At 42.0% G+C, this 12,365-nt stretch carries 13 protein-coding genes; 10 read left to right on the top strand and 3 right to left on the bottom strand.

Features of this window, described 5'->3' with window-relative positions; translation table 11 throughout:
- Position 1: 1 nt before the first annotated feature.
- The gene (locus PY092_RS16900) at positions 2–451 is read right to left on the bottom strand and encodes a DUF1569 domain-containing protein (protein ID WP_275616975.1); all 450 of its coding nucleotides are present in this window, start codon (positions 449–451) and stop codon (positions 2–4) included.
- A gap of 53 nt (positions 452–504) precedes the next feature.
- Here PY092_RS16900 and radC point away from each other — a divergent pair, with 53 nt between their 5' ends.
- Genes radC through PY092_RS16870 form a run of 6 tightly spaced genes read left to right on the top strand, consistent with a single transcriptional unit; the run spans position 505 to position 6,109 of the window.
- A complete protein-coding gene (radC, locus tag PY092_RS16895) occupies positions 505–1,203 on the top strand; it encodes a RadC family protein (RefSeq protein WP_275616974.1) in 699 nt (232 codons plus the stop codon).
- Between the two features lie 3 nt (positions 1,204–1,206).
- The gene (locus PY092_RS16890) at positions 1,207–2,502 is read left to right on the top strand and encodes a polysaccharide deacetylase family protein (protein WP_275616973.1); all 1,296 of its coding nucleotides are present in this window, start codon (positions 1,207–1,209) and stop codon (positions 2,500–2,502) included.
- Positions 2,495–3,184 (top strand): YjjG family noncanonical pyrimidine nucleotidase, encoded by a 690-nt coding sequence (locus tag PY092_RS16885; protein WP_275616972.1) that lies wholly within the window; start codon positions 2,495–2,497, stop codon positions 3,182–3,184. Before PY092_RS16890 ends, PY092_RS16885 begins: the two co-directional genes overlap by 8 nt.
- Before the next feature lie 55 nt (positions 3,185–3,239).
- Positions 3,240–3,791, top strand: a complete 552-nt coding sequence (locus tag PY092_RS16880; RefSeq protein ID WP_275616971.1) for a hypothetical protein — start codon at positions 3,240–3,242, stop codon at positions 3,789–3,791.
- Positions 3,792–3,793: 2 nt separating this feature from the next.
- The gene (locus PY092_RS16875; protein ID WP_313790232.1) at positions 3,794–5,248 is read left to right on the top strand and encodes a DUF5723 family protein; all 1,455 of its coding nucleotides are present in this window, start codon (positions 3,794–3,796) and stop codon (positions 5,246–5,248) included.
- A 12-nt stretch (positions 5,249–5,260) separates the two neighbouring features.
- Complete coding sequence (locus PY092_RS16870; protein ID WP_275616969.1) at positions 5,261–6,109, top strand: hypothetical protein; 849 nt, start codon at positions 5,261–5,263, stop codon at positions 6,107–6,109.
- On the opposite strand, the gene PY092_RS16865 is transcribed toward PY092_RS16870, so the two are convergent.
- Positions 6,106–7,383 (bottom strand): replication-associated recombination protein A, encoded by a 1,278-nt coding sequence (locus tag PY092_RS16865; RefSeq protein WP_275616968.1) that lies wholly within the window; start codon positions 7,381–7,383, stop codon positions 6,106–6,108. The genes PY092_RS16870 and PY092_RS16865 overlap by 4 nt on opposite strands.
- Before the next feature lie 119 nt (positions 7,384–7,502).
- Between PY092_RS16865 and PY092_RS16860 the strand changes: the two genes are divergently transcribed.
- Positions 7,503–8,225, top strand: coding sequence for a rhomboid family intramembrane serine protease (locus PY092_RS16860; protein WP_275616967.1), 723 nt, complete (start codon positions 7,503–7,505; stop codon positions 8,223–8,225).
- Positions 8,226–8,228: 3 nt separating this feature from the next.
- On the opposite strand, the gene rlmB is transcribed toward PY092_RS16860, so the two are convergent.
- Positions 8,229–8,966, bottom strand: coding sequence for a 23S rRNA (guanosine(2251)-2'-O)-methyltransferase RlmB (rlmB, locus tag PY092_RS16855; protein WP_275616966.1), 738 nt, complete (start codon positions 8,964–8,966; stop codon positions 8,229–8,231).
- 381 nt (positions 8,967–9,347) lie between these two features.
- Between rlmB and rpsL the strand changes: the two genes are divergently transcribed.
- The 3 genes from rpsL to fusA are packed head-to-tail and all read left to right on the top strand — an operon-like array spanning position 9,348 to position 12,354.
- Complete coding sequence (gene rpsL, locus PY092_RS16850) at positions 9,348–9,722, top strand: 30S ribosomal protein S12 (protein WP_127138685.1); 375 nt, start codon at positions 9,348–9,350, stop codon at positions 9,720–9,722.
- A 20-nt stretch (positions 9,723–9,742) separates the two neighbouring features.
- Positions 9,743–10,219, top strand: coding sequence for a 30S ribosomal protein S7 (gene rpsG / locus PY092_RS16845; protein ID WP_127138686.1), 477 nt, complete (start codon positions 9,743–9,745; stop codon positions 10,217–10,219).
- A gap of 8 nt (positions 10,220–10,227) precedes the next feature.
- Positions 10,228–12,354: an elongation factor G gene (gene fusA, locus PY092_RS16840; protein ID WP_275616965.1), complete on the top strand. Its 2,127-nt coding sequence runs from the start codon at positions 10,228–10,230 to the stop codon at positions 12,352–12,354.
- Positions 12,355–12,365: the final 11 nt, after the last annotated feature.

Genomic DNA, 12,365 nt, shown 5'->3' with positions numbered 1-12,365 from the left:
CCTAAACGCCAAATTGCCTTAAATGATGGTCCAAATGCTTGTATTGCATCTGTCCCCATTGTTCGGGAGTGAAAGACCCAAATACTGGGTGTGGGTCCCACTCTTTTTTATCTTTTTCTTGATGGAAATCCTTGATCAAGCTTATTAGTGCCTTCTTTTCTTCATCAAAATTTTTGTCGTCCACTACTTTTAAGCCTTTGGCTGTGGGAAGCCCTTGTCTCCATGGTTTATCGTTGTACAAGCTTTTTTTGAAAAACTTGCCCATAAACTTCAACATGGGGCTGGGCTTGTCCAAGCGATGTTTCCTTAGGGAAATTTTAAGTGGGAATTGGCAATGGTGGAGCATTTGACCTATTTCCATTTTGCCCCATTGCCTTTCCGAAGATTCCGAAAGTTGATTGATTCGAGATAGGATTTCTTCGTGTGCCTCGCTGTTGAAAAGGGATTTCATAATGCAGGATTTATATTGAAAAATACATAAAATTATTCTCCTATCTTTAGCCCATGCAAGAAAAACCAGCTTCTTTTTCCATTAAAAACTGGGCCGATGATGACAGGCCAAGGGAAAAATTGGTGCAAAAGGGCAGTTTTGTACTGTCTGACGCTGAGTTGATCGCTATTTTGATCGGATCGGGAAGTCGGGATGAAAGTGCAGTGGAGCTTTCCAAGCGAATATTGGCCTCAGTGGACCACAATTTGAACGAACTGGGAAAACTTTCCGTAAACCAATTGATGCGTTTCAAAGGGATTGGTGAGGCCAAGGCCGTAACCATTGCCGCTGCCTTGGAAGTGGGAAGGAGAAGGCGTTTGGAGGATACGTCAAAAATCACCAAAATTAAAAGCAGCCATGATGCTTTTGAATTGCTCTACCCATTGATCGGGGAACTTCCACACGAAGAATTTTGGATTGTCTATCTGAACAATTCCAATAGGGTTGTCCATAAAGCGCAGTTGAGTAAAGGGGGAATTACAGGAACCCTTGTGGATGTCCGTTTGGTGTTGAAACAGGCCTTGGAATTAGGAGCTGTAGGAATCATATTAGCCCATAACCACCCATCGGGAACCTTGGAACCTAGCGGGGCGGACAAACAAATAACCCAAAAATTGAAAGTGGCTTCAGAAGCTTTGGATATCAAGATTCTGGACCATTTGATTTTGGCACAGCACGAATATTTGAGTTTTGCGGATAAAGGAATACTATAGTCCATGTTGTTGATTTTTACCCATAAAGTAACCAATCGATTGACCTATACGGCCAAACATGTTTTTGAAAACATCTTGGGGGTGGAAATGGGGTTTACCACAAAGGTCGAGGACTTCATAAAGCACAATGGACCCAAAATGACCTATTCCAAACAACCGCTGCAGAACGAGTTTTTTATTCGAAGCAACGACTTATTGTTCGAGCAGGGCATCAACGATTTGGAGATCAAGGTGTCTGATTGGAATGGCATCCCTTGTTTTTTCTCTTCAGGAGAGAAGAGTAGCGTTCCCTTTGATATTTTTTCAGCCAGTTTTTTTCTGTTGAGCCGATATGAGGAATATTTACCACATGTTAAGGATAGTGTTGGAAGGTTTCCGGTAAAGGAAAGCATAGCTTATCAGAACAACTTTTTGGAACTTCCCGTAGTGGATTTATGGGCTTATAGGTTGTTGGAGGCACTAAAGGAACGCTTCCCCGACTTGGAGCACAAGGAAAAGAGTTATCGTTTTACCTCCATTGTCAATGTGACCACTTCGCATGCTTATGCCATGCGTGGAATCTCACGTACTTTGGGAGGTTTTCTATTGGACTTGGGAAATTTTAGGTTCAGGGATGTTTGGGAGCGTTTGTCCGTAATATTGAGACTTAAAAAGGATCCCTATGATAATTTCTTCAAGCTGGTGGACATCCATAAAAAGTTTCCGATCAAAACCATGTTCTTTTTTCAGTTTGCGAAACATTCAGCCCATGATAAAAATGTATCCACCAATAACAATAAGTTCCGATACCTGATTAAATCCGTGGCCGATTACAGTGTGGTTTCCCTGAGCACATCCTTTGTATCGACCATGGACAAGGAAGTGCTGCGTGAAGAGAAAAAACAGCTGGGCAATTTGATCAACAGGCCCATTAGCTATGCAAGGCTTAGATACAATAAAGTCAATGTCCCCGCTACCTACAGAAATTTGGTGGAAACCGAATTCACGGACGATTTTTCGATGGGCTATACCCACGAAATCGGTTTTAGGGCAGGTACTTGCACTCCTTTTTATTTTTACGACATCAATACAGAGGTAAGGCAGCCGATAAAAATACATCCATTTGCCATGCACGATTACGCTTTGGTAAAATATAAGAGCAAGGAAGAGGTGTGCGAAAAAATGGATAGGGTATACCGATTGGTAAAACAGGTCAAGGGCGACTTTATTTTGGTTTTTTCCAATGAGCTGCTGGGCGGCAAACAGCAATTGGATTGGATGGACCTATATCAATCCCTATTAAAGCGATATTATGTTTGACCACCAAGTAACCGATGTTTTTTTTGATTTGGACCATACACTATGGGATTTTGAAAAAAACTCAGCACTAACCTTTGCCAAAATTTTAGTGGATAACAAAGTCAATGTGGATTTCGATGGTTTTTTGGAGATCTATGCCCCGATCAACATGCAGATGTGGGCCTTGTACCGTGAGAATGGAATAAGCAAATCGGAACTGCGTTACCAACGCTTAAAGCAAACTTTTGATAGATTGGAAGTATTGGTTTCGGATGAGGTCATCGATAAATTGGCACACGATTATATTCTGCACTTGTCTTCCTTTACCCATTTGCTTCCCAATGCCAAGGAGGCTTTGGAGTACCTCTATCCAAAATACCGACTGCATATCATTACCAATGGATTTCAGGAAGTACAGACCAAAAAGTTAAGGGGAAGTGGAATCCACCATTATTTTCAAAAAATAATAGATTCAGAGATGGCGGGGGTCAAAAAACCACATCCTTACATTTTTGAAATGGCCTTGGAAAAGGCCCAGGTGGACCCCAAAAACTCTTTGATGATAGGGGATAATGTGGAAGCCGATATTTTAGGTGCAAAGGCCATGGGCATGCAAGTGCTCCACTACAATTTCCATAAAGATTCTGACCACGGAGAATGCATCATGATCAACGATCTTATTGAAATAAAAAGCATTTTATAGAGTTATATAAAAGTGGTTAACCCCATTTTTTTGACACTGGAAAATGATTTCAACTATGAAAAGATTGCCCTACTGTATCATCTTGCTCTCAGGATTTCTGTTGTTCCTTGCAGCCTGTACCGAGGAGCAGGATTTCAGTCAGGTTGATGACTTACAAGTGACCCCGACATTGGCTTCGGGACTTTTTTATTTTGAATCGGATGAAGCTACCATAAATTCTGAGGGAGCATTAAGTGTCTTTTATTCCCAAGAGGTCAATTTTGATGCTTTCAACGAACAATATGTGGCAGAGCGCCTTATAGAAGGCGTAATTACCTACGAGATTGATAATACCACGAGCAAAGAACTGCGATTGATCATTGAATTTTTAGATGATGCCGGACGACCATTGGACGCGGAAATCTTTACCATTGAAGCGAACTCTCCGGAAACTGTGGTCCGGGATGTTCCTTATGGTCCGGGAGGTAAACCAATAGATATTCTTGCTAACACCTCAAGCCTTCGGGTGTCCGCCATCAATTTAAGTGATGGCACCAGTGTGTCTTCCGCAGACGATCCCAAAATTATTTTACGCTCAGGAGCGCAATTTGTATTTCGATTGAAATGAGAATGACCTTTAAAATAATATGGATTGCCTTACTGGGCAGCGCCTCTATTTTTGCACAAAATAAGGAACTGCTGTACGATTTTAATGAAATCCCACAGTCTTTGATGGTAAACCCAGGAGTAAAGACATCGCAAAAGTGGCACGTGGGCATTCCTGTTGTTTCTGGGTTGGCTTTTCAAGGAGCCACCAGTGGTGTTACCGTTAATGATCTATTTGCCAATGACGGGATAGATTTTACAACAAAAGTTCAAGAAAGACTCTTGGATGTGATGGGGAACAAGGACGATTTCAGTACCACCAGTCAGATTGAAGGGATTACAATCGGTTTTAGAGGCAAGAACAGACCTGATGATTATTATTCCTTTGGGATTTATGGAGAAACGGATATCATAACCTATTGGCCCAAGGATTTGGCCATTTTGGCTTTTGAAGGTAATGGAGGGGGCAACTTGGGGAGAAGTTTTGATTTGGGGGATTTGAATCTCCGGGGAGAAATGATCAACGTGTTTCATTTTGGTATCAACAGAAAAGTGAGCAATGCACTGACACTGGGAGCTAGGGCAAAGCTTTATTCAAGTGTTTTTCAATTTCAATCCATCAAAAATTCGGGTTCCTTCACTACAACAGCAGGTCAAAACAATATTTACGAGAGTACCATCACTGCGGATATGCAGCTTCAAACTGCGGGGGTAAGGGAGATTTATGACATTATTGATGAAGATACCGGAACAACCCAAAAAGACTTGACCAGCGTTTTTACAGAACGGGTATTGTTGGGAGGCAATCTGGGTTTTGGCCTTGATTTTGGTTTCAGTTATGACTTGAACCCCCAAACCACCATTACAGGAAGTATTTTGGATTTGGGTTTTATCAATAATTCCAAGGATGTTTGGAACTATACTTTTGCGGGAAGCACAACTACCGAAGGGATTTCAGTTTTTCTGCCGGATGACATCGATGATGTAAACAATGATCTTTGGGAAGAACTGATAGATGAAATCGATACGGCATTGCCCCATGGGGAAAATCAATCAAGCTATATTTCTTGGAGGCCTGTAAAGGTTTATGGCTCTATCAAGTATGATTTTGGCCAAGGTGGAGGGGCTGTTTTGGATAATTGTGGATGTGCCGTCAATGGTGGTGGTGGAGGACGCGCCCTGGATTATTATCGGAATAGTTTAGGGGGACAATTGTTTATGATAAAAAGGCCAAGAGGGGTACAGGCAGCGTTGACCGGTTTTTACCAAAGAAGGTTTGGCAGGGCTCTTTCCCTAAAAGGCACTTACACTGTAGATAAATATTCTCTCACCAATATCGGATTGGGTGCAAACTTTCAGTTGGGCCCGGTTAATTTTTATGTCTTGGCGGATAATCTTTTGAGCTATGCTAATTTGGCAGATAGCCATTATGCTTCTTTACAGTTCGGATTTAATATTATATCTTGGAACGGAAATTGATTATTCATCATTATGAGATTGAAAATATTGTACATATTGCTTTTCGCAATGGGGTTGAATGGGGTTGTTAATGCACAGTTGAACGACTATAAGTATATCATCGTTCCCAAAAAATTTGATGCTTTCAAATCTGCCAATCACTATCAGACCAGTACATTGGTAAAGTATTATTTTGAACAAAACGGGTTCAATGCGGTTTATGATGACGATTTGCCATTTGACTTGGCTGTGAATAGATGCTTGGGATTAACGGCGGATTTTATTGACAGCTCCAATATGTTTACCACCAAAGCGGTAATTGCACTTAAGGACTGTAATAATGTCGAGGTGTTCAGGTCCGAGGAAGCCAAGAGTAAAATAAAATCGTTTGAAGATGCCTACAGGGATGTCATTCAAAAGGCATTTGTTTCCTATGTGGGATTGAATTATGCTTATGAACCCCAACAGGGTCAACCAAAGGAAACGGCACCGGTTACAGTGAGCTTTAAGGATGATGTGAAAACTGTTGACAAGGAGTCAAAGACCAATGTAGTGGAGCAGAAGGCAACAATGGAAGAGCAGGTTTACAAAGCTGTTGAACCCAAGCCCAGTACTGTTGTGAAGTCTACAAATACTACGGCAGCGACCGTGGCCGCGTCGACAACAGACCTTCTATATGCCCAACCTATTGACAATGGATACCAATTGGTGGACAGTACACCAAAGGTGGTATTTAAATTGGAGGAAACCTCTATGGAGAATGTGTTCATGACCAATTTTGAGGGTAACAATGCAGTGGTCTTCAAAAAAGGGGATACATGGTTGTTGGAGTATTCCGATAATGGTAAAAAAGTGCAGAAAGAACTCCATATCAAGTTCTAGAAATCATACTTGTTTTTCCATCTTTTCTTTAGGAAGTCCTTCATGGAATTTTCCCGGGGATTGTTTCCCGGTCTGTAAAAGGTCGTTCCGGTAATTTCATCAGGAAGAAACTCGAAGTCCACAAAATTATTTGGATAGTCATGGGCATAAGCATAGCCCTTGCCATATCCTAGGTCCTTCATTAATTTGGTAGGAGCGTTTCGTAATGGAATGGGTATGGACAAATCTCCTGTTTGCCGCACTTTCTGTTGTGCTTCGTTAATGGCCATATAACTGGCATTACTCTTGGGGGAACTTGCCAAATAGGTGGCACACTGACTCAGGATTATCCTCGCTTCCGGATATCCTATAGTTGTAACCGACTGAAAAGTGGTGTTGGCCAAGACCAAAGCAGTCGGATTGGCATTCCCAATATCCTCCGATGCCAATATGATCATTCTGCGAGCTATGAACTTTACATCCTCACCGCCTTCAATCATACGGGCCAACCAATAAACCGCGGCATTGGGGTCACTTCCACGGACACTTTTAATGAATGCAGAAATAATATCGTAGTGTTGCTCCCCGGTTTTGTCATACCGTACCGTGTTTTTTTGAACCTTATTGAGGACCAAATCATTGGTAATGGCAATCTTGTCCCCTGGTTCGGAGTTCACGATAAGCTCAAATATATTGAGCAATTTTCGTCCGTCCCCACCTGACAAACGCAATAACGCATCGGTTTCTTTCAGTTCAATTTGCTTTTTGGAAAGAATACCGTCTGTTTTTATGGCACGTTCCAAAAGTGCTACAAGGTCGTCTTTTCCAAAAGGGTTGAGGGTGTAAACTTGGCATCTGGACAAAAGTGCGGGAATCACTTCAAAGCTTGGATTTTCCGTAGTGGCACCAACAAGCGTTACCCAGCCTTTCTCAACCGCTCCAAGCAACGAATCCTGTTGCGATTTGCTAAAACGATGAATCTCATCAATAAAAAGGATGGGGTTTTTGGAAGTGAACAAGCCTCCACTTTGCTTGGCCTTGTCGATTACCTCCCGAACATCCTTTACACCACTACTGATGGCACTCAAGGTGTAAAAAGGCCGTTGGCTTTCGGTGGCAATGATGTTGGCCAAGGTGGTTTTTCCCGTTCCGGGAGGTCCCCAAAAAATCAAGGAGGGAATAACACCACTTTTAATCTGGTTGGTCAAGGCGCCCTGCTTTCCCACCAAATGTTGCTGACTGATGTAATCCTCTAAAGTTTTTGGACGTATGCGTTCTGCCAAGGGTTCGTTCATGCCTCAAAAATAAAATAAATTTGATGGTCTATTGTTCTTGTTTTGGAAAGGATTTTATCGTCGACCTGACAATTTGTGTCAAATCAAGGTTGTGGCGGGATGTTTGATTTTGTTTGCGTATGAATTCGGATTCATTTAAATTTTCGAATGCGGTGGTCATAGCACCCTTATTGGCGGTATTGTCCATTTGGATGGTGTTCTTGGTCGAGGTGCAGTTGGGCATCAACCTGAACGAATATGGGGTGTATCCAAGAAGGTTGTCCGGTCTGCAAGGCGTATTTTTCAGTCCATTTATTCATGGTTCCATAGAACATTTGTACAACAATACCATTCCTTTGGCTGTGCTAACGGCCTTTCTGTTTTATTTTTATCGGAGTGCGGCACTTCGGGTCTTGCTGTTGGGAACACTTGCCTCTGGACTGCTTACTTGGGCCATTGCCAGGCCATCGTATCATATTGGTGCCAGTGGAGTGATTTATTTGCTGGCCAGTTTTATATTCTTCAAAGGAATTTTGGCCAAACATTACAGGCTCGTTGCCCTCTCATTGATTGTTGTTTTTATTTATGGTAGTATGATTTGGTATATATTTCCCGTGAAAGATGGTATTTCGTGGGAAGGACACCTAGCAGGTTTTGCTATGGGACTTATTATGGCATTGGTTACCAAGGTAAAAGTTCCCGAGGTCAGAAAATACGATTGGGAGCATGATGATTATAATGAAGCAGACGACTCTTTTCTACAGCACTTTGATGAGCACGGTAATTTTATCGAAACTATTACAGAGGAAACCGAAGAAAAAATCGAAATCAAATACCATTATAAAAAATCCGATGAGGACTGATGGTTATTTGTTTCTTTGCCGAACCACTTCGTAAAGAAAAACGCCACAGGCCACGGAAACATTCAATGAACCGATTTTTCCCATTAACGGCAGTTTGGCTTGGTGGTCAATGATGTTCAGGGTAGAGGGGGAGATGCCCTTTTCCTCTGACCCCATGATGATGGCAGTAGGCTGATTGAAATCAACTCCGTAAATATCGTCTTCAGCTTTTTCAGTAGCTCCTGTAACTACAATCCCAGATGATTGAAGATAAAAAATGGCATCCTTTAAATGGTCTACTTTGGCAATAGGGACATTGAAAGCAGCACCTGCCGAGGTTTTGACAGTGTCATCTGTAATGGGAGCAGCTCCGTTTTTGGGAATTATGATTCCGTGCACTCCACAACATTCCGCAGTTCGGATGATGGCGCCAAAGTTTCGAACATCGGAAACCCCGTCGAGCATCAAGAAAAAGGGGGCTTCCTCTTTGGATAGGACTTGCTCCACCAATTCTTCAAAATTATGGAACTGTACCGGGGATATTTGTGCAACCACACCCTGATGATTGTTTCGAGTAAGGCGGTTCAGTTTTTCAATCGGGACGTAGGATAAACTGATTCCACTCTTACGCACTGTGGATTCCAGTTCCTTGAAAAGCTCACCTTTAAGTCCTTTTTGGACAAATATTTTATTGATGGGCTGTTCAGCATTGAGGGCTTCCATCACTGCCCGTATTCCATAGATTTTTTGCTCGTTCTCCATGGCCGCAAAAGTATGAAAAACCTTAGTTTATTTATTCAAAATTATGATTTGACTCTTATGTGTGCTTTTAATGATGCCTGGACAAATGATTTATAATGGAGAGTGATTATAATGTCAAATATTTTAATGGAAATGTCAACAAATCAATAGTAAGGTCTTAGTTCCTTACTATATGTATTGGAGGTCATGAGGATTTTTTATGTGAAGAGCCTTGAAAATTGTTTGGGATTTCTATGCTTTGAACCATGTTTATGGTCAGGTGTTTTGAGCTTTTTTCAGGGTCAGATTAAATTTAATTGCTTGGGATTTGAATTATTGGGAATTATCACTACATTTGCAGCCCTCAAAATGAGGGTTATTTAGTTTTTTAAAAGAAATTTAATGCCAACAATTTCACAATTAGTACGAAAAGGAAGGGCCACAATTACCAAGAAGAGTAAATCGGCTGCTTTGGATTCGTGTCCTCAAAGAAGAGGGGTTTGTACGCGTGTTTACACTACTACGCCTAAGAAACCAAACTCTGCAATGCGCAAAGTTGCAAGGGTAAGGTTGACCAATGGTAAAGAAGTGAACGCATACATCCCTGGTGAAGGTCACAACCTCCAAGAGCACTCGATAGTATTGGTTAGAGGCGGGAGAGTAAAGGATTTGCCTGGTGTGCGATATCATATCGTTCGCGGTGCTTTGGATACCGCAGGTGTTGCGGATAGAACGCAACGACGATCTAAGTATGGTGCAAAGCGTCCAAAAAAGTAAAACAACTTTAAGAAGAAGCGATGAGAAAAAAGCAGGCAAAAAAGAGACCGTTATTACCGGATCCAAAGTTTAATGATCAACTTGTTACGCGTTTCGTGAACATGATGATGTGGGATGGTAAAAAATCAGTTGCATTCAAGATTTTTTATGATGCAATTGCGATCGTAGACGAAAAGAACACTGACGAAGAAAAAACAGGATTGGAGTTGTGGAAAGATGCGCTTTCCAATGTTATGCCGCACGTAGAGGTTCGTAGTAGAAGAGTGGGTGGTGCAACATTCCAGATTCCCATGCAGATTCGTCCAGATAGAAAGATATCCACTGCCATGAAGTGGTTGATCAGCTTTTCAAGAAAGCGTAACGAGAAATCCATGGCCCAAAAATTGGCAGCTGAGATTTTGGCAGCGGCTAAAGAAGAGGGGGCGGCAGTGAAGAAAAGAGTAGATACACACAAAATGGCGGAAGCCAATAAAGCATTCTCACACTTTAGATTCTAATCAATACAATGGGAAGAGATTTAAAATATACAAGGAATATAGGTATTGCAGCTCACATTGATGCTGGAAAGACAACTACTACAGAACGTATTCTTTTCTATACAGGTGTGAGTCACAAAATTGGAGAGGTGCACGATGGTGCAGCGACCATGGACTGGATGGAGCAAGAGCAAGAGCGTGGTATTACCATTACCTCTGCGGCTACAACATGTACTTGGAAGTTTCCAATGGAGAATGCGCAAGCATTGCCTGACACAAAAGATTACCACTTTAATATTATTGACACTCCCGGACACGTTGACTTTACGGTTGAGGTAAACCGTTCACTTCGTGTGTTGGATGGATTGGTGTTCTTATTCAGTGCCGTTGACGGTGTTGAGCCACAATCCGAAACCAACTGGAGATTGGCCGATAACTATAAAGTTCCAAGAATTGGTTTTGTGAACAAGATGGACCGTCAAGGTTCCAACTTCTTGGCTGTTTGTAAGCAGGTTCGCGAAATGTTGGGTTCCAATGCTGTGCCGATTGTTTTGCCAATTGGTGATGAGGCCGACTTTAAAGGTATTGTGGATTTGGCCAAGAACAGAGCTATTGTTTGGCACGATGAGAACTTTGGTTCTACATTTGATGTTGTGGATATTCCTGCTGAGATGCAAGACGAGGTTAAAGAGTATAGAGCTGCTTTAATCGAGGCTGTTGCTGAATATGATGAGGAGTTGATGGAAAAATTCTTCGAAGATGAGGATTCCATCACGGAAGAAGAGGTGCATGCCGCGTTACGTGCTGCTGTTATGGATAGAGCTATCATTCCAATGATCTGTGGTTCATCCTTTAAAAACAAAGGTGTTCAATTTTTGTTGGATGCTGTTTGTCGTTACTTGCCATCTCCTTTGGATAAGGACGATATTGTAGGTACTGATCCTGCTACTGGTGAATCGATCACTAGAAAACCAGATCCCAAAGAGCCTTTTGCTGCGCTTGCCTTTAAGATTGCAACAGATCCTTTTGTAGGTCGTTTGGCATTCTTTAGAGCGTATTCGGGTCGTTTGGATGCAGGTTCATATATTTTGAACAACCGTTCAGGTAAGAAAGAACGTATTTCAAGGATTTATCAGATGCACTCCAATAAACAAAATGCTATCGATTACATCGAGGCGGGAGATATTGGTGCAGCTGTAGGGTTTAAAGATATTAAGACTGGTGATACCATGTCTGCCGAGAACGCACCTATCGTTCTTGAAAGTATGGACTTCCCCGATCCCGTAATCGGTATCGCTGTTGAGCCTAAAACAAAAGCGGATGTGGATAAATTGGGTATGGCTTTGGCAAAATTGGCTGAAGAGGATCCTACTTTCCAAGTAAAAACAGATGAGGCATCTGGTCAGACCATTATTTCTGGTATGGGGGAGCTTCACTTGGATATTATCTGTGACCGTCTTAAGCGTGAGTTTAAGGTGGATGTTACCCAAGGTCAACCTCAGGTGGAGTACAAAGAAGCTATTACCGGAACGGCCGATCATAGGGAAACATATAAGAAGCAAACTGGTGGTCGTGGTAAATTTGCGGATATCGTATTTACTATGGAGCCTGCCGAAGAAGGTAAGTCTGGACTTGAGTTTGTAAACGTGATCAAGGGTGGTAATATTCCAAAGGAATTTGTTCCGTCTGTTGAGAAAGGTTTCAAAGAGGCTATGAAAAATGGTCCTTTGGCTGGTTTCGAAATGGATTCCATGAAAATTACGCTAAAAGATGGTTCCTTCCACCCAGTGGATTCTGATCAACTTTCTTTCGAGCTTGCGGCAAAACTTGGTTACAAAGTGGCTGCTAAGAAAGCAAGAGCTATTATTATGGAGCCAATTATGAAGTTGGAGGTTCTTACCCCAGAAGAAAACATGGGGGATATTGTTGGAGACTTGAACCGTAGAAGAGGTCAAGTGAACAATATGTCAGATAGAGCGGGTGCTAAAGTTGTAAAAGCGGAAGTGCCACTATCAGAGATGTTCGGTTATGTTACTTCCTTGAGGACTTTGTCTTCAGGTAGAGCAACATCAACAATGGAATTTTCACACTATGCAGAGACGCCTTCCAACATTGCAGAGGAAGTTATCAAAGCAGCTAAAGGAGTAACCGCTTAATTTTCAGCAAG

The organism is Flagellimonas yonaguniensis (assembly GCF_029193885.1).
Lineage (GTDB): Bacteria > Bacteroidota > Bacteroidia > Flavobacteriales > Flavobacteriaceae > Flagellimonas > Flagellimonas yonaguniensis.
This window is presented reverse-complemented; position numbering and strand designations above follow the sequence as displayed.

Coding starts and splice junctions, on each gene's coding strand:
- PY092_RS16900 (WP_275616975.1), bottom strand. CDS start 451: ATGAAATCCCTTTTCAACAGCGAGGCACACGAAGAAATCCTATCTCGA.
- radC (WP_275616974.1), top strand. CDS start 505: ATGCAAGAAAAACCAGCTTCTTTTTCCATTAAAAACTGGGCCGATGAT.
- PY092_RS16890 (WP_275616973.1), top strand. CDS start 1,207: ATGTTGTTGATTTTTACCCATAAAGTAACCAATCGATTGACCTATACG.
- PY092_RS16885 (WP_275616972.1), top strand. CDS start 2,495: ATGTTTGACCACCAAGTAACCGATGTTTTTTTTGATTTGGACCATACA.
- PY092_RS16880 (WP_275616971.1), top strand. CDS start 3,240: ATGAAAAGATTGCCCTACTGTATCATCTTGCTCTCAGGATTTCTGTTG.
- PY092_RS16875 (WP_313790232.1), top strand. CDS start 3,794: ATGACCTTTAAAATAATATGGATTGCCTTACTGGGCAGCGCCTCTATT.
- PY092_RS16870 (WP_275616969.1), top strand. CDS start 5,261: ATGAGATTGAAAATATTGTACATATTGCTTTTCGCAATGGGGTTGAAT.
- PY092_RS16865 (WP_275616968.1), bottom strand. CDS start 7,383: ATGAACGAACCCTTGGCAGAACGCATACGTCCAAAAACTTTAGAGGAT.
- PY092_RS16860 (WP_275616967.1), top strand. CDS start 7,503: ATGAATTCGGATTCATTTAAATTTTCGAATGCGGTGGTCATAGCACCC.
- rlmB (WP_275616966.1), bottom strand. CDS start 8,966: ATGGAGAACGAGCAAAAAATCTATGGAATACGGGCAGTGATGGAAGCC.
- rpsL (WP_127138685.1), top strand. CDS start 9,348: ATGCCAACAATTTCACAATTAGTACGAAAAGGAAGGGCCACAATTACC.
- rpsG (WP_127138686.1), top strand. CDS start 9,743: ATGAGAAAAAAGCAGGCAAAAAAGAGACCGTTATTACCGGATCCAAAG.
- fusA (WP_275616965.1), top strand. CDS start 10,228: ATGGGAAGAGATTTAAAATATACAAGGAATATAGGTATTGCAGCTCAC.